Raw genomic sequence first — 20,962 nt, 5'->3', positions numbered from 1 at the left:
CCTCCCCGCCCCCGCCGCCGGAGAGGGATCTTCCCAATCGCGCGGTGGCGCCGGGCAGGAGCGAGCAAATTCTTGCGTGCCCCGGCGCCCCGTGCCAAGGCCCGGGGATAAGCCCCGACCGATCCGTGCGGCGGCGCCCCGGCGTTCCCCGTACCATCGACCGTCTTTCTCGACGCCTCTTGCCCGACGCCTCTTGCCAGACGCCTTCTGCTCGACGCCCCCTGACCGGACCTGACCGATGCGCCTGCTGCCCGCTTTCGCCCTGCTGCTGTCCCTGACGGGCGTCGCCTCGGCCCAGAGCCCCGCCCCCGTGCCCGTGCGCATCGGCGTGATCCCGGTCGTCGGCGCCGCCCCGATCTTCGTCGCCAACGGCGAGGGCTGGCTCAAGGAGGCGGGCCTCACCCCCAGCTTCACCACCTTCGAATCCGGCCCCAACATGATCCAGGCCCTGGCATCCGGCACCATCGACGTCTACGTCGCCGGCGTCGCGCCCCTGGCGGTGGCCCGCTCCAAGGGCATCGACGTCCGGGTGGTGGCCGCCACCGCCATCGAGGAGATGGTGTTCGTGGCCGGCCCCAAGCTCGCCCCCTACTTCGCCGGCGGCGCCAGCCAGGCCGAGGCCTTCGCCCGGTTCAAGGCCAAGGAGGGCCGCGCGGCGCGCCTCGCCACCCAGCCGGCGGGTTCGGTGCCCAACACCACCCTGCAGCACTGGCTGTGGCAGGTCGCCAAGGCCGACAAGGCCAACGCCGAGGTCGTCGCCATGGGCATCGACGCGACCCAGCAGGCGGTGCTGGCCGGGGCCGTCGACGGTGCCTCCATCCGCGAGCCGGCCCTCACCATCGTCCAGCAGCGCAACCCGGCGATCACCCTCATCGCCACGGGCGGCGAGATGTTCCCGAACCAGCCCGGCACCGTGGTCGGCGTGTTCGGCGCCTTCGCCGACAAGAACCCGGCCGCCGTCGAGGGCCTGGTCAGGGCCGTGGTGAAGGCGACGGACCTGCTGAAGTCCGATCCGGCCCGGGCGGCGAAGCCCGTCGAGGCGGCTTTGGGCAAGGGCATCACCGATCTCGCCACCATCCAGAAGGCCATCACCTCGCCGGCGGCGAAGTTCACCGCCGATCCCCGTGCCATCGTCGAGGCCACCAAGGCGATGCAGGCCTATCAGGTCTCCATCGGCACGCTGGAGAAGGACGTGCCCCTCGACGGCCTGTTCGATCCGCGCCCCTACGAGAAGGCGACGGCGCGCTGACCCGCGCCCCCGCCTGACCCGCATGCCCGCGTTCCGCGCCACGGCGCTCTCCGCCCTCGGCCTCTTCGCCTTCCTGGTGTTCTGGGAGGCGATGCCGCGCCTCGGCCTCATCAACCCGGCCTTCCTGCCGCCGCCGAGCACGATTCCGGCCGCCTTCCTGAAGGAGATCGCGCTCGGGGTCTGGGGCGAGGCGGTGTGGTCGAGCCTGAGCCACTACGTCGTCGGCCTCGCCGTCGGCGCCGGGGCCGGTATCGGGCTGGGCCTCCTCAGCGGCATGTTCTCGGGGTTCGAGGCCGTCACCGCCTGGATCGTGCGGCTGCTGCGGCCGATCCCCGGCCTCGCCTGGGTGCCGTTCGCCATCATCTGGTTCGGGGTCCAGCCCTCGGCCGCCGTGTTCATCATCGCCATCGGCGTGTTCTGGATCGTGTTCTTCGCGACACAAGGCGCCGTGCGCGGCGTCGACCGCGATCTCGTCGAGGTCGCCCAGGCCTTCGGATTCCGCTCGCCGTGGGCGCGCCTCACCAAGATCCTGCTGCCCGCCGCCACCCCCGGCATCCTCGTGGGCCTGCGCACCGCCCTGGGCCAGGCCTGGATGGCCGTGGTCGCCGCCGAGATTTTTGGCGTGCCGGGCGTCGGCGCGCGGATGATGCAGGCCTCCAGCCTCCTCTCCACCGACATCGTGGTCGTCTACATGCTCACCATGGCCGGCCTCTACGGCCTGTTCGACACCGGCTTCGTCGCCCTCCAGGGCCGGCTCCTGCGGTGGCGCGCGTGAGCTCGCCCATCATCGCCATCCAGGGTCTGAGCCTCGCCTACGAGCGAGAGGGGGTGCGCAACACCATCCTGGCCGACCTCGACCTCACCATCGCGCGCGGCGAATTCCTGGTCATCGTCGGCGAATCCGGGGTCGGCAAGTCGACGGTGCTGCGGGTGCTCATCGGGCTCGCCAAGCCCAGCGCCGGCACCGTGCGCGTCGAGCCCCGCCCCGGCTGCCGCACGCCCATGGCCCTGGTGTTCCAGGACGCCCGCCTGCTGCCGTGGCGCCGGGTCGTCGCCAACGTGGTCTTCGGCCTCGAGGGCAGCGGCCTGTCCAAGGCCCAGCGCCTCGCCAAGGCGGCCGAGATGCTGGCGCTCGTCGGCCTCGCCGACCTCGGCCAGCGCTGGCCGCACCAGCTCTCCGGCGGCCAGCGCCAGCGCGTCGCCATCGCCCGGGCGCTGGCCGTCGACCCCGACGTGCTGCTCATGGACGAACCGTTCTCGGCCCTCGACAGCTTCACCCGCGAAGGCCTCCAGGACGAGCTCCAGCGCATCCAGGCCGCCACGGGCAAGACCATCCTGTTCGTCACCCACGACATCGACGAGGCCGTCACCCTCGCCGACCGGGTCGTGGTCCTGGCCGGCGCCCCCGGCCGGGTCGCCGCCGAGGTGACCGTCACGGTGCCCCGGCCCCGCCGCCGCCGCGACGGGGCCCTGCTGGAGGCGGCGCGCCAGCTCCGGGCCGAGCTGTCGGGCCGCTCCGCCGAACTGTGACGGCGCGCCCGGCCGAACCGTGACGGCGCCCTCGGCCGAACTGTGACGGCGCCTCCGGCGCATGGGGGGGCGTGCGCCGTTCCGTTCCGGCGACGGACCGGCGCATTGCGCCGCGCGCGCGCCGGGCTTACCCCCGGCTCCGGGCGGCCGATTGTTTCGCGAAACCGCCCGAGGAGAAGGCCGATGCGCCGCCGCACCCGCTCCCTGATCGGCACCATCACGATGCTGGCCTTCGTCATCGTCTACGCGCCGCTGGCCATGGCGCTCGCCGACAGCCGCATCTCGCAGACCCCCGCTCCGGTGCAGGCGGTGCTCTACGCCATTCTCGGCATCGCCTGGATCGTCCCCCTGATGCCCCTCATCCGCTGGATGCAGCGGCCCGATCCCGAGACCTGAGCCTCGGACACGGCCGATGCGGCCCCGAAACCCGGCGCGTCGGGATTTCGCCGCACTCCGGGGGCACAGACGGTCCCGCTCCCCGAACCGCCCGTGCCGAAGGTCGATCCCCCGCACCATGCTCATTCGTCCGGCCGTCGTCCTCCTGACCCTCCTCGCCCCGACCCTCGCCCTGGCCCAGGGCGCCCCGCGCTCGGTGGGCGAGTGCGAGCGCCTGAAGAACGATCTCGCCTACAACCAGTGCCTGGCGATGTTCGGCCCGGCCGCCAAGAACGTCGCCGGGGGCTTCGCCGAGGGCGCCGCGTCCGCCTCGGCCTCCGTGGCGACGGCGCTCGCTGCCATCCCGCCCGGCATCGCCGCCGCCCTGCCGGCCCTGGCGGAGACCGGCCGGCGCGGACGGCGCGGGCGCTACACCCGCCACGGCCGCCAGAGCGCCAGCTTCGACACCGGCGGCGGGTCGCGCTCGTATCGCCGCCACCGCCGGCGCTGACCGCGCATCCCCCTGATCCGAAACGAAGATCCGCTCAGCCGACGTTGAGCCGCCGCCCCCGGTTCCAGGCGAGGAACGGCACCCCGGAGAGCAGGGCCGCGAGGGCGGCCGGGCTCTGGTGGCAGCCGTTCACCGACACCCGCGGCAGGGCGTGGAGGTGGTCGGCATGGCCCGCGAACAGGTGGCCCGGGCGCGTCGTCACCGCCGTGGCGAAGCCGAGGTCCCGCGCCAGGGCGAATTCCCGGGGGCCGGCGGAGGTCGGGTCGCCCACGGGATAGGACAGGTGCCGCACGGGGCGGCCGAGTTCGCGCATGAGGCGGTCGCGGCCCGCCTCCACCTCCCGGCGCAGGGTCGCGGCGTCGTGCTTGGCGAGCATCGGGTGGCTCACCGTATGGGCGCCGAAGGTGACCATCGGGTCGCGGGCGAGATCCCTCAGGTCGTCCCAGGTCAGGCAGAGCTCCGCCGCCAGATCGCCCGGCCGCAGGCCCGCCCGCCCGCAGAGATCGGCGATGGCCGCGAGGAGGTCCGCCTCCGGCCCGGCCCGCAGGTGGCGGTAGACGGTCTCGAACGCGTGCGACTTCTCGGCGTCGCTGCCCGCCGGCAGGTCGATGGCCGTTCCGGGCAGGCGCACCCGCCCGAGGCGGGCGATGGCCCGCTCGAGTTCGAGCCACCACAGGCGCCCGCGCCCCCCGGCGAAGTCGCTCGTCACGAACAGGGTCCAGGGCACGCCGTGGCGCCGCAGGATCGGGGCGGCGTGCTCGACATTGTCGCGGTAGCCGTCGTCGAAGGTGAGGACGGCGAACGGCGCGCCCGCCGTCCCGGCGAGCCGGTCCGGCACCGCGTCGAGGCCGATCACCGCGAACCCGCGCCGCCTGAGGGTGGTGAGGACATGATCGAGGAAGGCCGGCGTGATGGCGAGCAGCCGGTTCGGGGCGTAGACGCCCAGCGCCTCGGGGCGGACGTGATGGAAGGTGAGGATCATGCCCCGGCCCCGCGCCAGGGGCGCGAGCCAGCGGTCGGCGCCCGTGGCCGCGATGGTCCGGAACCCGGCCTCGAACAGGCGGTGGCGGCGGGCTGTGGACATCGGACCTCCGGGCGTGCGCCGGCGATCCTGCCCCGCGGATCGGCAAGGTTTCGTTACCCACGCCGACAGGACGGCGCGGGCGCTTCACCCGGCGTTTAAGGGACGGGGCGCCCAGTGGCCCGTCGGATGGGCGGGAGCGACGGCGGTGACGGGTGGCGTACACGATCTGAGCGGAGTGGGGATGGTCCGGGACACGGCACGCGGCAGCCTGACGACGGAGGTCTTTTCCGACCTGGCGAGCGTCGAGGCCCTGTGGCGTGGCCTCGAGGCCGATCCGGCCGTCCTCGCCACCCCCTATCAGCGCTTCGACTGGGTCTCCGCCTACGCCCGCGCCGAACCCGGCACCGACGTGCGGGTCCTCGTGGTGCGCGACGCCTCCGGGCGCCCCCAGGTGCTGATCCCCTGCCACGTGACGCGCGAGCACGGCCTGCGCGTCGCCCGCGTCGTCGGGGCCAAGCACGCCAACTATCACATGCCGGTGTTCGCCTCGCGCGCGGCGGCGTCCCTGCAGCCGGCGGATCTGGCCGAGCAGCTGCGCGCGGCGGCCCGGGGCGCCGGCATCGACGCCTATGCGTTCTCGCACCAGCCCCGGTTCTGGGACGGCGCGGCCAATCCCCTGTGCTTCCGATCCGAGCCCTCGCCCAGCGACGCCTACGGCCTCCTGCTGGGGCCCGATGCCGAATCGACGGTCAGGCGGGTGTTCAGCGGGGATGCCCGCAAGAAGCTGCGGTCCAAGGAGAAGAAGCTCGTCGAAACCTTCGGCCCGGTGGCCTACCGGGTGGCCCGGACGGACGCGGAGGTCACGGCCTACCTCGATGCGTTCTACGCCCAGAAGGCGTCGCGCTTTGCCGCCATGGGCATCCCCAACCCCTATGCCTACGCGGCCGTGCGCGCGTTCATCGCCGCGGGCGCGGGCCGGGACGCGCGCTCCGACGCGCCGGCCATCGAGGTCGCGGCCCTGGTGGCCACGGAGAGCGGGCGGGTCTTCGCGGTCTTCGCCGGCGCCGTCGACGCGGCCCGCTACAGCGGCATGATGACGTCGTTCGACCAGGACCCTTCGGTGGGCCGGTCGAGCCCCGGCGACCTCCTGCTCCAGTCCCTCGTCCGGGACCAGGCGGAGCGCGGACGGCGCGCCCTCGACCTCGGCGTCGGCGAGGCGCGCTACAAGACCAACACCTGCGACGAGACCATCGAGCTCGGCGAGGTCACGATCCCGGTGACCCTGCGGGGCCGGATCTTCGCCCTCAAGGCCGTGGGCACCGCCCGGCTCAAGCGCCGGATCAAGCGCGACCCCCGCCTGTCGGCGCTCGTGACCCGCCTGCGCCGCTGGCGCGCGGCGCCGTAGGGCCCCGAGGGGGACACGCCGCGCGGCCTCGCCGAGGCGGCCGTATCAGGCGGCGGAACGGCGCAGTTCGAGGTCGGAGCCGAAATCCCGGGCGGCCATGTCGGCGACGGCCCGGTCCCGGGCGACGAGGACGCGGCTGGCCCCGGACGCTTCCGCCAAGGCGTAGAGATCGACGAGTTCGGGATCGTCCGCATCCCGGTTCGAGGCGATCACCACCGTATCCATGGCGCCGCCCACCGCCGACAGGAGCGCCCGTGCGGCCTCGCCATCCGCCTCGCGCAGGCGGCACAGCACCCAATCATAGGCCTGGGCCAGGGCGTCGAGGGTGATCTCGAGGGCTTCGGGTTCCTCGCTCAGGACGTCGATGTCGAGGAAGCCGCGCGGAACCATGTCCAGGCGCGAGCCCGGGATGCGCTGGATCACGTCGAGGAAGGGCGCCTCGCCGGCGACGAGGTCCGTCAGGCCGACATCCTCGGCTCCGCAGGGGGGCCCGTTCAGATCGAGGATGACGGTGCGGGCGCCCGGGGCCAGGAGGTCCGCGAGCGCGCCCGACAGGGTGCCGGAGAGACCGTCGTCGCCCGCCTGATCCCCGGTCTCCGCCAGCAGGATCCGCCGTCCGATTCCGGCGCGCGCATCCTCGCCGAGACGGGACACGAGGCCGTCGAGGGCGAACCGGCCGGGGGCCGGGGCGCCGGGGCGGACGGATGGTCGGCCCGGGGAGACCGGAGCGGGGGCTGCGGCGACCAGGGGTTCGAAGGGGGTCGCGGCCGCGACGCCGGAGCGGGACAGGCCCGGCGAGGCCTCCGGGAAGGCGAAGCGTCCGGGTGCGAACGGCTGGGCCGCCTCGGCCCCGGCACCGGGTTCCTCGTCCTCGCCCCGGCGGCGGCCGTTGTCGGGATCGACGAGGAGGTGGCGTGCGATGACGCCGCCCATGGAGAACAGCAGGGCCATCACCACCACCAGGATGATGATCGGCGCCTTCTTGGGGAAGGACGGGACATCCGGCACCACGGCGCGCGAGACGATGCGGGCATCGGCCGGCGTCGCACTCTCGGCATCGCGGGCCGAGGCCTCGCGGTAGCGGGACAGGTAGGATTCGAGCTGCTCGCGCTGGGCCTTGGCCTCGCGCTCGAGGGCCCTGAGCTGGACCTCGCTCGAATTGCCCTTCGAGACGACGTCGCGCTGGGAATCGACCGCCGCGCCCAGGCTCTCGACGCGGGCCTCCGCGATCCGGGCATCGTTCTCCAGGGTGCGCACGATGCGCTCGGCGGTGGCCTTGATCTGGGAATCGAGGTCGGAGATCTGCGCCGTGAGTTCCTTGATGCGGGGATGGGCCGGCAGGAGCGTGCGGGATTCCAGGGCGAGCTGACCGCGCAGGGTGATGCGCTGCTCCACCGTGCGGCGGATGATCTCGTTGTTGGCCACGTCCGGAATCTCGAAGGCGCGGCCGTCCTTGATCATCTCCTTGATCAGCTTGGCCCGGCCGGCGAGGTCCGCCTTGACGGTGCGGGCCTGCGAGAGCTGCGTCGAGAGTTCGCCGAGCTGCTGGGCGCTCAGGGGCTGGCTGGCCGTGCCGCCGCCGATGAGGCCGTGGCGGGCGCGATACGCCTCCACCTTCGCCTCGGCCTCGGCCAGGCGGGTGCGCAGGGCCTCGATGTTGCCCCCGAGCCAGGTCGAGGCGTAGCGGGCGGTGTCGGTCTTGGCCGCCTCCAGGGAGGCGATGTAGAGTTCGGCGATGGTGTTGGCCGCCTGCGCGGCCAGTGCCGGGTCCTTCGCCCGGAACTCCACCGTGAGGATGCGCGACTTGCCCGCCGGGTAGACGAGGAGCCGGTCGAAATAGGCTTCGAGCACCCGGTCCTCCGGCGCCCGCTCCAGGGGGTTCTTGGCGACGCCGATCATCATGAGAAGGCGCTGCACCGGACCGATGCCGGCGACATCGGGGTCGAACTCGGCATTGCCCACGAGCTTGAGTCGGCGGATCGCCTCGCGGGCGAGATCGCGGGACATCACGACCTGGACCTGGCTCGCCACGGCCTGCTCGTCGATGGGGACCGCCTGCTCCCCCCGCTCCTGACTCGAGCGGGTGAAGGCGGCCTCGCGGCTTTCGAGGAGGATCTTCGCCTCACCCGTGTAGCGCGGCGGCACCACCTGCACGAAGGCGACGGCACTCAGGCCGGCCACCACCGTCGGAACGGCGATCCAGCGCCAGGACCGGCGCAGGAGACGGGCGAGCTGGCTGAGCCCGAGCCCATCCGCGGCCCCAGATGATGGAAACGGGCCGGACGATGCAAGCGGGTTGGACGATGGGGACGGACCGGGGCGGATCAGCGGGGAACGCGGCATGGTTCGGATCTCTACCCTCGGGCGAGGCGTCGGCCGTGGGAGGCCGTCATCATGCCATTCAAGTCCGTTAAGGTTGATTACAGGTTAAGACAGGGCGCGATCGCCCGAACGCGAAACGCCCCTGGCCCGGACGCATTTCAAGTCCGGCTTCGGCAAACGATCGGAGCGTCCGACTTCGACACCGGCCGCCCGGGGGCCGGATCAACATTCATTAACCATATGGCCCTAGGAGTCGGGACAAGAACTTACGGTCCAGAACTCTCGGTCATGGCGGCATTGGTGATGAACCGGCGCACACTTCTTCTCGCTCTGTCATCCAGCCTTGCGCTGGGCGGCTGCCTGCGGCCCGACTTCAGGACCGACCAGCTCGATGCCACCGCAACGGGTTCCATCGGTGCTCGCTACACCCTGTCGGCGGGCGACCGGTTGCGGGTCATCGTCTTCGGGCAGGACAACCTCTCCAACATCTACGCCGTCGACGGGGACGGCAGCATCGCGATGCCCCTCATCGGCCTCGTCAAGGTCGGCGGCCAGTCCACCGCGCAGGCGGCGCGCACCGTGGAGGCCAAGCTCGCCTCGGGTTTCGTGCGCGAGCCCCACGTCACCGTGGAGGTCGATGCCTACCGACCGTTCTACATCCTCGGCGAAGTCACGACGTCGGGTCAGTACCCCTACGTCAACGGCATGGCCGTCGAGACGGCGGTCGCCATCGCGGCCGGATTCGGCCCACGGGCGGCGCGCGACTACGCGGTCCTGACGCGCGAAGGCAAGGGTGGCCTCGTCTCCGGCATCGTGCCGATGACCTATCCGGTCCGGCCCGGCGACACCATCGTGATCAAGGAGCGCTTCTTCTAGGGCCGCGTCCCGTTAGGCATCGCCTAACCCAATTCCGAGATGCGTCGGGCGAAGGCCGGGACCTTAACGCTCCACCCACCGTGCCGGGACAGGATCACGGGCAGCCGGGCGTCGCCGCTGGCGCCCGTCCCTGGAGACCCCGCCGTGAGCGCGTCCGCAACCCTCTCGATCGCCTCCCGCCCCGAGACCGCCACCGGCGGTGCCTGCCCCGCCCCGCACCGCATCCTCCACGTCTTCCGGGCACCCGTCGGTGGCCTTTTCCGCCACGTCGTCGATCTCGCGCGGCTCCAGGCGGCCGCCGGGCACGAGGTCGGAATCGTCTGCGACGCGCGCACCGGCGGCGAACGGGCGGCTCAGGCGCTCGCGGAGCTCGCGCCCAGCCTGTCCCTCGGGGTCGTGCGCGTCCCGATGCAGCGCAACCCGCACCATTCGGATCTCGCGGCCCTGCGGACGCTCGCCGAGCGGGCGCGTGACACGGGCGCCACGGTGCTGCACGGCCATGGGGCCAAGGGCGGCGTCTACGCCCGAACGGCGCGGGTGACCGGAGCCGCCCCCATCCGCGCCTACACCCCCCATGGCGGCAGCTACAACTACAAGCCCGGCACCCTCCGGCACCGGTTCTACATGGGCGTCGAGCGGCTCCTGGCCCTGCGCACGGACGTCTTCCTGTTCGAGAGCGAGTATGTCGCCGGGCGTCACCGCGCCCATGCGGGGCGGCCCCGCCTCGCCCGCATCGTCCACAACGGCATCTGCGAGGCCGAATTCCTGCCCGTGCCGCCGACGGCCGACGCCTACGATCTGCTCTACATCGGCGAACTGCGCGACGCCAAGGGCGTGCCTTTCCTCCTCGAAGCCCTGGCGAACCTGCGCCGGAAGGGTCGGAGCCTGCGCCTGCTGATGGTGGGGTCCGGTCCCGATGCCGACCTCCTGGCCGCCCGTGTCCGGGCCATGGGACTCGGACACGCCGTGGCGTTCGAGCCGCCCCAGCCCATCCGTGCGGTGCTCGCCCGCGGCCGGATCATGGTGGTGCCGTCCCTGGCCGAATCCCTGCCCTACGTGGTCCTCGAAGCGGCCGCCGCCCAGCATCCCCTGGTGGCGACGAATGTCGGCGGGATCCCCGAGATCTTCGGGACGGCGGCGGCCCGCCTCGTCCCGCCCCGGGATGCGGGCGCCCTCGAGGACGCCATCGCCCGGGTGATCGACGAAGCTCCGGATGTGCGCGCGGCATGGTTCGCCGACCTCGGCGCGTCGGTGCAGGCGCGCTTCTCCATGAAGCGCATGGGCGCCGACGTGCTGTCGGGCTACGCCGCGGCGTTCCGGGCCCGCGCGGACGCGCGTTCCGTCGCCGGGTGAACAGAACGGGCGCCGTGATCGGAGCGGGAGCGGTCGCCCGTTAAGCGTTCCGTGAGGCCTCCGCGACAGAGTACGGGCGTTGTCGCCGCCGCAGCGACGCTGATTGAAGTCCGAAAGCCTTGACGATGAGCGCCTTCGACGTCCGTGACCTCCTGGAAGCCGCCGCACGACCGCTCCCGGCCACCGGTCAGGAATCGACCGAACGCGACGCCATGACGGCCATCCCCCCGGCCGAGGCCACGGCCCGACCGGCACCGGCTTCGGTCTTCTCGCCCGTGGTCCTGGCGGGCTGCGTGCGAGTGGCCGACTTCGCCGTCATCGGCGTCACGGGGCTCGCCACGCACTGGCTGCAGTTGTCCGGTCTCGTGCTCCTCGGTCCGCGCTACGTCACGGCGATCCTCGGCATCGCCGCCCTCGCCGTGATCCTGTTCCAGGTCGCCGGACTCTACCGCATCGGCGCCCTGCGCGGCTTCGTCAAACCGGCCCTGCGCCTCCTGGCGGCCTGGACCCTCGTCTTCCTCGTCGTGGCGACCGTGATGGTCTTCGCCAAGGTCGCCGACCATTACTCGCGGGTCTGGCTCGGAACCGTGTTCGTCGCGGGCCTCGGCCTCCTCGTGGCCGGGCGCTTCACCCTGTCCCGGATCATCGGCGCCCAGATGCGGGCGGGCCGCTTCGACCGGCGCACGGCCATCGTCGGCGGCGGGCCCGTGGCCGAAGACCTCATCCGCGCCCTCGACGGCCAGGCCGAGTCCGGCATCCGCATCGTCGGCGTGTTCGACGACCGCGGCGACCGGCGCTCCGACACCGTGGTGGCGGGCTACCCCAAGCTCGGCACCGTCGACGACCTCGTCGCCTATGCCCGCACCACCCGCCTCGACCTCATCATCTTCACCATCCCCATCGCCGCCGAGGACCGCATCCTCCAGATGCTCGCCAAGCTCTGGGTCCTGCCCATCGACATCCGCCTCTCGGCCCAGGCCTCGAAGCTGCGCCTGCGCCCGCGTGCCTATTCCTACCTCGGCACGGTGCCGGTCCTCGACGTGTTCGACAAGCCGATGGCCGACTGGGACATCATCGCGAAAAGCGTGTTCGATCGCCTCGTCGGCCTCGCCATGCTGGTGGCGCTCAGCCCCGTGATGCTCGCCGTGGCGGCGGCCGTCGCCCTGACCTCGCCCGGGCCGGTCCTGTTCCGGCAGAAGCGCTACGGCTTCAACAACGAGCTCATCGAGGTCTACAAGTTCCGCTCGATGTTCGTGGACCAGGGCGACGCCACCGCCGCCAAGCTCGTCACCCGGGGCGATCCGCGGGTGACCCCGGTGGGCCGCTTCATCCGTCGGACGTCCCTGGACGAGCTGCCGCAGCTGTTCAACGTCATCAAGGGCGAACTGTCCCTCGTCGGACCCCGCCCCCACGCCCTCCAGGCCAAGGCCGCCAACACCCTCTACGACCAAGTGGTGGACGGCTACTTCGCCCGCCACAAGGTCAAGCCGGGCATCACCGGCTGGGCCCAGGTCAACGGCTGGCGCGGCGAGACCGACACCAGCGACAAGATCCAGCGCCGGGTCGAGCACGACCTGCACTACATCGAGAACTGGTCCGTGCTGTTCGACATCCGCATCATGCTCGCCACGCCCCTGTCGCTGTTCCGGACCCAGAACGCGTATTGATCCCGCCGCCCGGATCAGCGACCCCCTCCCCGGGGCCGACGGAAGGGCAGGGCATGGCGACGAACGCGGACACGGCCCGACACCTGGAATCCCTGGCGCGCGGGGACCTTGCGGGGACGCGCGAACTGCGTCTCGCGGGCGGCCTCACGGAGTTTCCGCGCGACCTGTTCGGTCTCGCCGACAGCCTGGAGGTCCTCGACCTCGGCGCCGGTGGCCTCACCCGATTGCCGGACGATCTCGGGCGGTTCACGAAGCTCCGGGTGCTGTTCTGCTCCGGCAACCCGTTCGACCGCCTGCCGCCATCGTTGGGCGATTGCCCGGCCCTCGCCCAGATCGGCTTTCGCGGCTGCGGCCTCGGCGAGGTTCCCGAGGAGGCCCTGCCGCCCGCCCTGCGCTGGCTCACCCTGACGGACAACCGGATCGTCGTGCTGCCCGACGCCCTCGGACGGCGGCCCTTCCTGCAGAAGCTGATGCTGTCGGGCAACCGGCTGACCGCCCTCCCCGAAAGCCTCGCCGACGCCCGGAACCTCGAATTGATTCGGCTCTCCGCCAACGGCTTCGACGCCCTGCCGGGCTGGCTCGCGACCCTGCCGGCCCTGGCCTGGCCGACCTGGGCCGGCAATCCGCTGGAGGGCACACCCGCACCAGCCGCCGGCAGAACTATCCCCTGGGCCGACCTCGTGACCGGTGACCGGCTCGGAGAGGGCGCCTCGGGAGAGGTGTTCGCCGCCCTGTGGCGCCGGGACGGCACCGGGCCCGGAGCGGCCGTCGCCGTCAAACTGTTCAAGGGCGCCATGACCAGCGACGGCCTGCCCGAGCGCGAGATGGAGGCCTGCCTCGCGGCCGGGACGCACCCGAACCTCACGGGCGGACTCGGCCGCCTCGTCGGCCATCCGACGGGCGCCCAGGGATTGGTGATGCCGCGCCTGGCGGAGGACTGGCGGGGTCTCGCCGGTCCCCCGAGCCTCGCGAGCTGCAGCCGCGACATCTACCGAGCCGACCTGTGCTTCGAGGCCGACACGGTCCGGCGCATCGCCCGAAGCGTTGCGGCAGCAACCGTCCATCTCCACGCCCGCGGCCTTCTCCACGGCGACCTCTACGGCCACAACGTCCTGTGGGACGGGACGGCGGGCGAAGCGGTCCTGAGCGATTTCGGCGCCGCGTGCCGCCTGCCCGGGGGGGCCGGGGGCGAAGCCCTCCAGCGCATCGAGGTGCGGGCCTGGGGAATCCTGCTCGGCGAAATGCTGGCCCGCTGCCCCTCCCCCCTGCCCGACCTGACGGCCCTGGCGGAGACCTGCGTCCAGGCGGAGGTGGCGCGCCGGCCCCTCATGGCCGAAATCGCCGCCGCCCTGCGCGCGCCCTGACCACAAAAAAGGGCCGCCCCCAGCTGGGGACGGCCCTTCCTGAAGGCGAGGCACGAGCGGCTACGGCAGGGCGCCGGCCTTTTCCTTGACCTGGGTCATGGTGTCCTCGCAGGCCTTGGTGTCGCCGGCCTTGTCCTGGGCGCGCGCCTTCTTGATCAGGTCGCGCGCCTGGGACACGCCACCGGCGCTCGCCGTCGTCGACGGGTCCGTGGGCTTGCCGGCCGGGGGCTGGTCGAGGGCCTTGGCCGAGTGCGACGACGTCGGACCACCTGCCGGCTCCTTGCCGGTGACTTTCTCCGCACCGACGCTATCGAGTCGCCGTTCGATGGTGGCGATCTGATCGGTGCAGGAGGAAGCAAGGACGGGCCCGGCGGACCCGAGCAGCGCGAGGGCGGCCGGCAGAATGTAACGAACCTGCATCAACGGTTTCCTTGAGGGACGGCCGCCCCTTCCGGAACGGCTTACTGCAACAGCGTCGCGAGAGAAGCGCCGGCGGGCGAAGCAAGTTCCTTGGCGTCGATGGTGCCCTCGGCATCCGGGTCTGCGGCTTTAAAGCGCGCGGCCACCACGGCGAGGTATTCCTTCTTGTCGAGGGTGCCGTCGCTGTCCGGATCGGCGGCCTTGAGCTCGGCGGCGGTGAGGCGGCCGTTCAGCTCCTTGGCGTCGAGGGTGCCGTCCTTGTCCGGGTCCAGCATGTCGAACTGCTTCGCCGCGGCGGCCTGGGCCTCCTTGAGGTCGATGGTGCCGTCCTTGTCGGGATCGAACGCCGCGACGGTGGCGGGTGCGGCGAAGGCGGGCGCAGCCACGCCGAGGCCGAGGGTGGCGGCGAGCAGGACGGCAGCGGACAAACGGAAAGCCATGGTCGAATCTCCTAGGTCGAGGCGGAGAACGGAACCGTCCTCCGAGGCAAGGGCGAGCCGCGTCTCGGGGTGTCAAACCGCCCCGCGTCACGCCGTCTCGCCGCATTGCCTAATTCACCCGGGAGAATCCGGCAAGAGTCGGTTCGGATTTTTCCCGGACTTCGGAAAGACGGTGCCCGGCCGGGCCGGGCTGGTCCGATGGCTCAGAGACGCGTCTGGATCCGGCGTGCGATCTCGCCCAGGCGTTGCTCCAGAAGCGTCGGAACCTCGCAGACATAGGTCAGGGACTGGCTGCGCTCCTGGAAGATGCGCCGGTCCCAGGCGAACTTGGTCTCCAGTTCCGAGGCCTCCTTCGGCATGTCGCGGGCATCCTGCGCGCTCGGCCCGTCCTTGGTGGCGCTGATCTTGTCGGCTTCGTCGCGGATGCGTTCGGCCATGCGGCGCTGCCCCTGGGCATAGCGGCCGATGCCGGCGATGACCTTGTTGCGCTCGCCGTTGAGGATTTCGAACACACCGGCGAACACCCGGGTGAGGCGCTTGCCCTTCTCGGCCCCGGCGGTCTCGGCGAAGGCATCGAGGAGAGGATCGACCTCGCCGAGCGGCGTCCGGCGCGATGCGATCTTCTGGGCGAGCGACGCCGCCTCGAAATCGTCTCCCCAGGCGCCGGCCTCGGCGAGGTCCGGCCCGGTCCAAACCGTGCCGGGGCTGAGGGTGGAGACCTTGCGCTGGACGCAGGGCCAGTCGGGGTCGCCCTTGGGCTGGGCGAGGGCGGGACCGGCCAGCAGGCCGAGGGCGAGGACCGGGAGGGTAAAGGAGCGGATCATGCGGGGTCTCCGGCCGGGCCACCGCGCCGGGCCATGATGCCACGGCCGGGATCGTAGGCGACGACGGCGAGGGTGAAGAAAGCGAGCGTTGTCCCCAGCACAACGGCGCAGGCCAGGGGCGCGAACTGCCCGTAGAGGGCGAAGCGCACGAGTTGCACCGCATGGGTGAAGGGGTTGGCCATGCAGATGAGGTAGAGCGTCTCGGAGGATTCGCGGATGCGCCAGAGCGGGTAGAGGGCCGAGGACGCGAAGAACATCGGGAAGATCACGAAGTTCATCACGCTGGCGAAGTTCTCGAGCTGCTTGACCATGGACGACAGCAGCAGGCCGATGGAACCGAGCATGAGCCCCGCCGCGATGAAGGCGGGCAGGGCCGCGACGTAGCCGATCGCCGGGATGTCGAGCTCCCAGAACCAGGCGATGGCGAGGAACGCATAGGCCTGCACCACCGAGACGGTGACGCCGGCGATGAGCTTGGCGAGGAGCAGCAGCCAGCGCGGATAGGGGCTGGTGAGCAGCACCTTCATCGATCCGACCTCGCGGTCGTAGACCATCGACAGGGACGATTGCATGCCGTTGAAGAGCTGGATCATCACGGCGAGCCCCGGCACCACGTAAACCTCGTAGAGCACGTAGGTCTGGTAGGGCGGCTCGATGGAGACGCCGAGCGTGTTGCGGAACCCCGCCGCGAAGATGAACAGCCACACCAGCGGCCGCACCAGGGCGGAGAAGAAGCGCTCCTTCTGGTTGAAGAACCGCAGCAATTCGCGGCGGACGATACCGCCGAGGCAGATCAGGTAGCCGACGGCGTCGAGGCGTCCGAGATGCGTCACGGGTCCGTCGGCGGTGGCCGGTGTGAGGGTGTCGCTCATGCGGCCTGCCTGGCGGGTTCGGCGACGAGGCGGCGGAAGGCGGCCTCCAGGGATTCGGTTCCTTGCGCGATGGAACCGGCGGTGCCGCGCGCGACGATGCGGCCCTTGTGCAGGACGATGGCCGCGTCGCCCGCCTCGATCTCCTCGAAGATGTGGGTGGCCCACAGGACCGACAGCCCCTCTTCCCGCACCAATGCCCGCACGATGGCGACGATGTCGGCACGGGATTCGAGATCAAGGCCGACGGTGGGCTCGTCCAGCAGCAGCAGGCGCGGCCCGTGGATGAGGGAGCGGGCGATCTCGATGCGCCGGGACTGGCCGCCCGAGAGGGTACGGACCTTGTCGTCGCGCCGGTCCACGAGGCCGACGCGGGTGAGCAGCGTCTGGATCCGTTCCTTGGCCGCCCTGCGGGTCATGCCGTGCAGGCTGGCGTGGTACAGGAGGTTCTGCGCCACCGTGAGGTCGGTATCCAGGGTGCGGGCCTGGAACACCACGCCGAGGCGGGCGAGGGCCCGGCTCGGCTCGCGGTCGAGGGCATGGCCAAGGATCGACACCCGGCCGTCCTGGCTGGCGTAGAGGCGGGTGACCACCGAGAACAGCGTCGTCTTGCCCGCCCCGTTGGGGCCGAGCAGGGCGGTGAACTGGCCGCGCACCACGGTGAGGGACACGTCCGCCAGGGCCACGCGGGTGCCGAAGCGATGGCTCACGTTCGCGACCTCGAGGGCGGCGGTCTCAGCCATGCTGCTGGTCCTCAACGCTTCAGGGCCCGGCGGGCATCGCCGATGGCATCGAGGCACTCGTCGAACTCGCCCTCGCCCATCTCGCGCTCGGCGACCCGAAGCGCCTTCTTGAGCTTGCCCTGGAGGGGCTCAGCAGGGTCCTTGCCGAGTTCCATCCGGATCATGGCGATGCCGTCCGTGCAGGCGGCCTTGTCGTCGGCAAGCGCCGGGCTCGCCAGCGTCGCGGCGGCGAGGGCGAAGAGGGGCAGGCGCATGAACATCCCCTACTTCACGATGAACTTGCCGGTCATGCCCTTGGACTCCAGTCCGTGGACGGACCAGGGGTACTCGCCCGGCTTGATCGTCACGAATTCGATGGCGATCTCGCCCGGATCGTCGAACTCGAGGTGATCCGGCGGACCGCTGCCGTGGATCTCGATGTGCTGGATGACGATCTGGTTGAACCAGATGTTGCGGAAGAACTCCGTGGCGTAGAACTTGTACTCCTGCCGGCCCTTGGCGACGATGCGCAGGCGGTAGGCCTTGCCGGATTCGAGTTCGATTTCCCGGTTCTCGACGACGAAGTCGTTTCCCTCCTCGTTGCCGAGGACGAGGTCGGGCAGGTTGGCACGCTTCTTCGTGAGATCGAGGGCGAGCGCCGGCCCGGCCATCGTCCAGGCGGCGAGCCCGAGGGCCGCCGCACGCATCGTTCGCTTCATCACGTCCGTCGATCCTCCCGTTCGCCACCGTTCGACGGCGGCTGTTTCGGCATCACGCCCCAAAAGTCAGTTCGGCGACACCGCGACGCCCCACGGCAGCAAGCCCACCGGAATGCTCTTCACCACCTTCTCGGCCGCCACATCCACCACCGAAATGTCGTTGGACGAGCCGTTGGTGGAGAACAGCAGCTTCTGGTCCGGCGTGAAGGCGAGCTGCCAGACCCGCTGGCCGACGGGCAGGTACTTCTCCACCGTGTGGGTCTTGGCGTCGATGACCGCGATGCGGTTGGCGGGTCCGAGGGCGACGAAGGCCTTCGACCCGTCCTTGGTGATGCGGATGCCCACGGGCTGGATCGCCTCGTCGTTGACGCTCGGGATCTTGAAGGTGATCTTCTTCACCACCCGGCGCGCCGCGACATCGATGATGCTCACCGTGCCGCCGACCTCGGCCGAGACCCACAGGAACTTCCCGTCGGCCGTGAACTCGGCGAACCGGGGCCGCGCATCCACCAGCACGTTGTCGATCACCTGGAACGTGGTAGTGTCGATGAAGTGGGCCATGTTGGTGGTCTCGGAGGTGTTCACCAGGATCTTGCCGTCGGGCGACAGGCCCATGCCCTCCGGCTCCACGCCCACCGGCACCTCGGCCATGACCTTGTTCTTCTCGACGTCGATGACCGTGACCTGGCTGTCGTCCTCGTTGGCGACGTAGAGCAGGTTGCCCGTCGGCCCCAGGATGAACTGCTCCGGGTCCGGACCCGACCGGAGCGACCGCACCACCTTGCCGGTGCTGGTGTCGAGGACGTCGATGCGGTCGTCGTCGCTGGCGCAGACGAAGAGCTCCTTGCCGTCCTTGCTGGTGGTGACGCCGCGCGGGCGCCGGCCGACCTTCCAGGTGCCGGTCACCGCCAGGGTCTCGCTGTCGATGACGCTGACGGAGTTGCCCTTCTCGTTGGTCACGTAGACCGTGTAGGCGCTGGCCGAACCGGCACCGGCCAGACTCGTGGCGGCCAAGCCCGCAGCGGCGAGAAGCGCCCGTGCCACAACTGATCCCGACGCGTTCGCCCTGAAGCCGCGGCTCATCCTGTGTCCTCCTCGGGCCCACCGCTGTCTCGCGCGCGGTTGGGCAGGTCCGTCACCATCATGACGCGTTACTATAGTGCAGCCCCGTCTCACGGGGAGCGCCGGACCGCAAGCCGCGCGGTCACGCGTTGCCGCAGCCCCCGGCGGGTCAGGAGCCCCCGGCGGGTCGCCCCCCAAGCGGTCAGGGAAACTTGCAGGTGGTCTCGGGCAGATCGATCCCCAGGGTATCCAGCGGCGTGCGCTGGTGGGTGAAGCCCTGCTCGGGTGCCACGGAAACCATGGCTTTGGGCTGCACCACGATCACGGGCTGGCGCAGCTGGTGGTCCCATGGGCGGTAGGTGAGGGACACACCCTTGTAGGCCGGCAGGCTGAAGGCAGGCTCCGCGAAGTAGGGCGCGAGCACGGCCGGGTCCGCCGTCTTCTTCTGCGTCGCCGCCTCGCCGATGGAGCGCACGGCCGCCCAGGCCTGATAGTCTAGGGGCCGCATCAGGCGCCCGGCCTGGCGCCGGAACCGGTTCTGCGCCTGGGCCGCGCCCCAGGTCTCCAGGGTCGGATGCCAGGTGGTGGCGATGAGCCCCTGGGTGCCGGCGACGGGGCGCGGATCGACGGTGCGGAAGGGGACGTAATCGCCCCAATCATTGGCTTCGTCGGCCACGATGGCGAGGTCGTAATCGACGCCCCGGGTGAACACCATGGCCTCGGACCGGGTCGGCGTGTCGCCCCGCGCCTTGGCCAGGGGCCCGAAGGTCCACGGTTTCTCCGCCGCGATCTTGAGGTTGAACTTGCGCGCCGAGTTCTTGAACGCCTCGGCGTAGAGCCGGTCGCCGTCCTGCGGGCCGGTGATGAGGAACATCTTGCGCCAGCGCATGAGGGTGAAGAACTGCGCCAGGGCGTCCGTCTGCATGGCCCGGCTGGGCAGGACGTGGAACACGTTCTTCCGGCAATCGGCCCCGCGCAGGCGGTCGTCGGGCGCCGCGACGTTGAAGACCGTGACGCCCTCTCCCTTCACCGCGTCGGCGACGGCCACAACCTCGTCGGCGGGGAGCGCCAGGACCAGGAACTTGATGCCCCGGCCCGCCAGGTCCCGGGCGGCCGCGACGGCGCCCTTCGTGGCGTCGAGGGCGATCTCGTCGAGGGCGTAGGTCTGCCGGGTGAAGCGGCCCGTCGTGTTGTTGTCCTTGATCGCCATGCGCGCACCGGCGACGCCCTCGTCCTCGGGGGCGGCCTCGGCATCGTAGGACGAGGGGGCGAGTTCAGGCCGGTAGATCAGCCCGACGCGGGTCTCCGTCGCGGCGGGCGCCGGTGCCGCCGCCTCGCCCGAACGCGCCGGTTCCTGCGCGGTGGCCGGGAGGCACCACGGGCCACCGAGCCCGAGGATAAGGGCGAGCGGGGCGAGGGGGGAGCGCATCGAAGCCTGCATGTGGCCGGCACGCTAACAACATTGTCCCGCCGCGCTCAATCGGCGTTTGATAAGGAAATCATAAGCTCTCATTGCGGCCTCGGCCGTGCCGTGCGGCGTTCGGCCCTCGGCAGAATGCTGCAGAGGTGCGGGGATCGCCCCGCGTTTCCCGGCGTTGCCTGCCGATGTGTCGGGCATCATGCTGCCGATGGTTCCCGAGCCTTGCGCCGGACACGAAACGAGCGAGTTGATGACGCGACCGATTCCCCTCCCCCGTGCCGGACACGTTTGCGCGAGCCTCGTGCTCGTCCTCGCTTTCGCGGCGCCCGCGCAGGCCGCGCCCGAGAAGGCCGCGATCTTCGGGATCGAACTGTTCGATCCGGGCGTGGTCGGGGGCCGCAAGGCGCGGCCGGACGAGACCCGGCGCCTCGGCCTCGTCACCGAGGAACTGCGCAAGGCCCTGGGCGACGCGGTCGAACCCGTCGAGGTCGCACCGCAGGCCGCCGAGATCGCCAAGCAGGCGCCCCTCTACAAGTGCGACGGCTGCGCCGCCACCATCGCCAAGACCCTCGGGGCCGACCTCGCCGTGAGCGGCTACGTCGAGAAGGGCTCCAACCAGATCTTCAACCTCACGGTCACCATCGCGGAGGCCGCCACCGGCAAGATCGTGCGCGGCGGCCGGGTGGTGATCCGCGCCGACACCGACGACACCTGGGCGCATGCCATGCGCTGGGTGGTGAAGAACCGCCTCCTCGCCGAGCCCCTGCCGAACCGCTCGTGATCGCATCGGTTTTTTGGTAGGGCCAACCG

The 20,962-nt window shown here is 71.1% G+C and carries 22 protein-coding genes; 11 read left to right on the top strand and 11 right to left on the bottom strand.

The genetic code is table 11. From position 1 onward, the window contains the following. Window positions 1-238: 238 nt before the first annotated feature. The 5 genes from FV218_RS03730 (at window position 239) to FV218_RS03710 (ending at window position 3,665) form a co-directional block, all read left to right on the top strand. Window positions 239-1,249, top strand: coding sequence for an ABC transporter substrate-binding protein (locus FV218_RS03730; RefSeq protein ID WP_056096182.1), 1,011 nt, complete (start codon window positions 239-241; stop codon window positions 1,247-1,249). 22 nt (window positions 1,250-1,271) lie between these two features. Beyond that, window positions 1,272-2,024 (top strand): ABC transporter permease subunit, encoded by a 753-nt coding sequence (locus FV218_RS03725; protein ID WP_147708749.1) that lies wholly within the window; start codon window positions 1,272-1,274, stop codon window positions 2,022-2,024. After that, window positions 2,021-2,779 carry an ABC transporter ATP-binding protein gene (locus FV218_RS03720; RefSeq protein ID WP_187272953.1) on the top strand — a complete coding sequence of 253 codons (759 nt, stop codon included), beginning with the start codon at window positions 2,021-2,023 and terminating at the stop codon, window positions 2,777-2,779. Before FV218_RS03725 ends, FV218_RS03720 begins: the two co-directional genes overlap by 4 nt. Window positions 2,780-2,962: 183 nt before the next feature. Continuing rightward, the gene (locus FV218_RS03715) at window positions 2,963-3,175 is read left to right on the top strand and encodes a DUF2842 domain-containing protein (protein ID WP_056096178.1); all 213 of its coding nucleotides are present in this window, start codon (window positions 2,963-2,965) and stop codon (window positions 3,173-3,175) included. A 118-nt stretch (window positions 3,176-3,293) separates the two neighbouring features. Then, window positions 3,294-3,665 carry a hypothetical protein gene (locus tag FV218_RS03710; protein WP_147708747.1) on the top strand — a complete coding sequence of 124 codons (372 nt, stop codon included), beginning with the start codon at window positions 3,294-3,296 and terminating at the stop codon, window positions 3,663-3,665. Window positions 3,666-3,699: 34 nt separating this feature from the next. On the opposite strand, the gene FV218_RS03705 is transcribed toward FV218_RS03710, so the two are convergent. Continuing rightward, entirely contained in the window at window positions 3,700-4,749 is a 1,050-nt protein-coding gene (locus tag FV218_RS03705) for a polysaccharide deacetylase family protein (protein WP_147708746.1), read from the bottom strand. 181 nt (window positions 4,750-4,930) lie between these two features. On the opposite strand from FV218_RS03705, the gene FV218_RS03700 reads away from it, so the two are divergent. Beyond that, window positions 4,931-6,094: a GNAT family N-acetyltransferase gene (locus FV218_RS03700; RefSeq protein ID WP_147708745.1), complete on the top strand. Its 1,164-nt coding sequence runs from the start codon at window positions 4,931-4,933 to the stop codon at window positions 6,092-6,094. A 45-nt stretch (window positions 6,095-6,139) separates the two neighbouring features. Here the strand turns inward: FV218_RS03700 and FV218_RS03695 are convergent, their stop codons facing one another. After that, window positions 6,140-8,437 carry a GumC family protein gene (locus FV218_RS03695; protein WP_147708744.1) on the bottom strand — a complete coding sequence of 766 codons (2,298 nt, stop codon included), beginning with the start codon at window positions 8,435-8,437 and terminating at the stop codon, window positions 6,140-6,142. 267 nt (window positions 8,438-8,704) lie between these two features. Here FV218_RS03695 and FV218_RS03690 point away from each other — a divergent pair, with 267 nt between their 5' ends. The 4 genes from FV218_RS03690 (at window position 8,705) to FV218_RS03675 (ending at window position 13,676) form a co-directional block, all read left to right on the top strand. Further along, window positions 8,705-9,292: a polysaccharide biosynthesis/export family protein gene (locus FV218_RS03690; RefSeq protein ID WP_082476657.1), complete on the top strand. Its 588-nt coding sequence runs from the start codon at window positions 8,705-8,707 to the stop codon at window positions 9,290-9,292. Between the two features lie 168 nt (window positions 9,293-9,460). Further along, window positions 9,461-10,645 carry a glycosyltransferase gene (locus FV218_RS03685; RefSeq protein WP_246684979.1) on the top strand — a complete coding sequence of 395 codons (1,185 nt, stop codon included), beginning with the start codon at window positions 9,461-9,463 and terminating at the stop codon, window positions 10,643-10,645. Window positions 10,646-10,770: 125 nt separating this feature from the next. Next, the gene (locus FV218_RS03680) at window positions 10,771-12,312 is read left to right on the top strand and encodes an undecaprenyl-phosphate glucose phosphotransferase (RefSeq protein ID WP_147708742.1); all 1,542 of its coding nucleotides are present in this window, start codon (window positions 10,771-10,773) and stop codon (window positions 12,310-12,312) included. 53 nt (window positions 12,313-12,365) lie between these two features. After that, the gene (locus FV218_RS03675; RefSeq protein ID WP_147708741.1) at window positions 12,366-13,676 is read left to right on the top strand and encodes a leucine-rich repeat-containing protein kinase family protein; all 1,311 of its coding nucleotides are present in this window, start codon (window positions 12,366-12,368) and stop codon (window positions 13,674-13,676) included. Between the two features lie 60 nt (window positions 13,677-13,736). Here the strand turns inward: FV218_RS03675 and FV218_RS03670 are convergent, their stop codons facing one another. The 9 genes from FV218_RS03670 to FV218_RS03630 form a co-directional block, all read right to left on the bottom strand. Beyond that, window positions 13,737-14,096: a hypothetical protein gene (locus FV218_RS03670; RefSeq protein ID WP_147708740.1), complete on the bottom strand. Its 360-nt coding sequence runs from the start codon at window positions 14,094-14,096 to the stop codon at window positions 13,737-13,739. Between the two features lie 41 nt (window positions 14,097-14,137). Beyond that, a complete protein-coding gene (locus FV218_RS03665) occupies window positions 14,138-14,536 on the bottom strand; it encodes a calcium-binding protein (RefSeq protein ID WP_056096160.1) in 399 nt (132 codons plus the stop codon). Window positions 14,537-14,739: 203 nt separating this feature from the next. Continuing rightward, the gene (locus FV218_RS03660; RefSeq protein ID WP_147708739.1) at window positions 14,740-15,360 is read right to left on the bottom strand and encodes a hypothetical protein; all 621 of its coding nucleotides are present in this window, start codon (window positions 15,358-15,360) and stop codon (window positions 14,740-14,742) included. Further along, window positions 15,357-16,232, bottom strand: coding sequence for an ABC transporter permease (locus FV218_RS03655; protein ID WP_056096155.1), 876 nt, complete (start codon window positions 16,230-16,232; stop codon window positions 15,357-15,359). Before FV218_RS03655 ends, FV218_RS03660 begins: the two co-directional genes overlap by 4 nt. Continuing rightward, window positions 16,229-16,972 (bottom strand): ABC transporter ATP-binding protein, encoded by a 744-nt coding sequence (locus FV218_RS03650; RefSeq protein WP_147708738.1) that lies wholly within the window; start codon window positions 16,970-16,972, stop codon window positions 16,229-16,231. Before FV218_RS03650 ends, FV218_RS03655 begins: the two co-directional genes overlap by 4 nt. A gap of 11 nt (window positions 16,973-16,983) precedes the next feature. Further along, on the bottom strand, window positions 16,984-17,226 hold the full coding sequence (locus FV218_RS03645) for a hypothetical protein (RefSeq protein ID WP_147708737.1): 243 nt from the start codon (window positions 17,224-17,226) through the stop codon (window positions 16,984-16,986). 9 nt (window positions 17,227-17,235) lie between these two features. Continuing rightward, the gene (locus tag FV218_RS03640) at window positions 17,236-17,670 is read right to left on the bottom strand and encodes a hypothetical protein (protein ID WP_147708736.1); all 435 of its coding nucleotides are present in this window, start codon (window positions 17,668-17,670) and stop codon (window positions 17,236-17,238) included. A 66-nt stretch (window positions 17,671-17,736) separates the two neighbouring features. Further along, window positions 17,737-18,753 carry a YVTN family beta-propeller repeat protein gene (locus tag FV218_RS03635; RefSeq protein WP_147708735.1) on the bottom strand — a complete coding sequence of 339 codons (1,017 nt, stop codon included), beginning with the start codon at window positions 18,751-18,753 and terminating at the stop codon, window positions 17,737-17,739. A gap of 181 nt (window positions 18,754-18,934) precedes the next feature. Further along, window positions 18,935-20,161 (bottom strand): ABC transporter substrate-binding protein, encoded by a 1,227-nt coding sequence (locus FV218_RS03630; protein ID WP_147708734.1) that lies wholly within the window; start codon window positions 20,159-20,161, stop codon window positions 18,935-18,937. A 241-nt stretch (window positions 20,162-20,402) separates the two neighbouring features. Between FV218_RS03630 and FV218_RS03625 the strand changes: the two genes are divergently transcribed. After that, entirely contained in the window at window positions 20,403-20,933 is a 531-nt protein-coding gene (locus FV218_RS03625) for a DUF3280 domain-containing protein (RefSeq protein WP_147708733.1), read from the top strand. The last annotated feature ends 29 nt before the right edge of the window (window positions 20,934-20,962 follow it).

The organism is Methylobacterium sp. WL69 (genome assembly GCF_008039485.1).
Lineage (GTDB): Bacteria > Pseudomonadota > Alphaproteobacteria > Rhizobiales > Beijerinckiaceae > Methylobacterium.
The sequence above is the reverse complement of the archived record's forward strand: the minus strand, read 5'-3'. Positions and strand labels throughout refer to the sequence as shown.

Bases quoted from the DNA above. Each gene is read 5' to 3' on its own strand.
- FV218_RS03730 (WP_056096182.1), top strand. From the start codon at position 239: ATGCGCCTGCTGCCCGCTTTCGCCCTGCTGCTGTCCCTGACGGGCGTC.
- FV218_RS03625 (WP_147708733.1), top strand. From the start codon at position 20,403: ATGACGCGACCGATTCCCCTCCCCCGTGCCGGACACGTTTGCGCGAGC.
- FV218_RS03680 (WP_147708742.1), top strand. From the start codon at position 10,771: ATGAGCGCCTTCGACGTCCGTGACCTCCTGGAAGCCGCCGCACGACCG.
- FV218_RS03715 (WP_056096178.1), top strand. From the start codon at position 2,963: ATGCGCCGCCGCACCCGCTCCCTGATCGGCACCATCACGATGCTGGCC.
- FV218_RS03710 (WP_147708747.1), top strand. From the start codon at position 3,294: ATGCTCATTCGTCCGGCCGTCGTCCTCCTGACCCTCCTCGCCCCGACC.
- FV218_RS03635 (WP_147708735.1), bottom strand. From the start codon at position 18,753: ATGAGCCGCGGCTTCAGGGCGAACGCGTCGGGATCAGTTGTGGCACGG.
- FV218_RS03645 (WP_147708737.1), bottom strand. From the start codon at position 17,226: ATGCGCCTGCCCCTCTTCGCCCTCGCCGCCGCGACGCTGGCGAGCCCG.
- FV218_RS03690 (WP_082476657.1), top strand. From the start codon at position 8,705: ATGGCGGCATTGGTGATGAACCGGCGCACACTTCTTCTCGCTCTGTCA.
- FV218_RS03695 (WP_147708744.1), bottom strand. From the start codon at position 8,437: ATGCCGCGTTCCCCGCTGATCCGCCCCGGTCCGTCCCCATCGTCCAAC.
- FV218_RS03725 (WP_147708749.1), top strand. From the start codon at position 1,272: ATGCCCGCGTTCCGCGCCACGGCGCTCTCCGCCCTCGGCCTCTTCGCC.
- FV218_RS03650 (WP_147708738.1), bottom strand. From the start codon at position 16,972: ATGGCTGAGACCGCCGCCCTCGAGGTCGCGAACGTGAGCCATCGCTTC.
- FV218_RS03675 (WP_147708741.1), top strand. From the start codon at position 12,366: ATGGCGACGAACGCGGACACGGCCCGACACCTGGAATCCCTGGCGCGC.
- FV218_RS03640 (WP_147708736.1), bottom strand. From the start codon at position 17,670: ATGAAGCGAACGATGCGTGCGGCGGCCCTCGGGCTCGCCGCCTGGACG.
- FV218_RS03705 (WP_147708746.1), bottom strand. From the start codon at position 4,749: ATGTCCACAGCCCGCCGCCACCGCCTGTTCGAGGCCGGGTTCCGGACC.
- FV218_RS03655 (WP_056096155.1), bottom strand. From the start codon at position 16,232: ATGAGCGACACCCTCACACCGGCCACCGCCGACGGACCCGTGACGCAT.
- FV218_RS03630 (WP_147708734.1), bottom strand. From the start codon at position 20,161: ATGCGCTCCCCCCTCGCCCCGCTCGCCCTTATCCTCGGGCTCGGTGGC.
- FV218_RS03700 (WP_147708745.1), top strand. From the start codon at position 4,931: ATGGTCCGGGACACGGCACGCGGCAGCCTGACGACGGAGGTCTTTTCC.
- FV218_RS03665 (WP_056096160.1), bottom strand. From the start codon at position 14,536: ATGGCTTTCCGTTTGTCCGCTGCCGTCCTGCTCGCCGCCACCCTCGGC.
- FV218_RS03660 (WP_147708739.1), bottom strand. From the start codon at position 15,360: ATGATCCGCTCCTTTACCCTCCCGGTCCTCGCCCTCGGCCTGCTGGCC.
- FV218_RS03670 (WP_147708740.1), bottom strand. From the start codon at position 14,096: ATGCAGGTTCGTTACATTCTGCCGGCCGCCCTCGCGCTGCTCGGGTCC.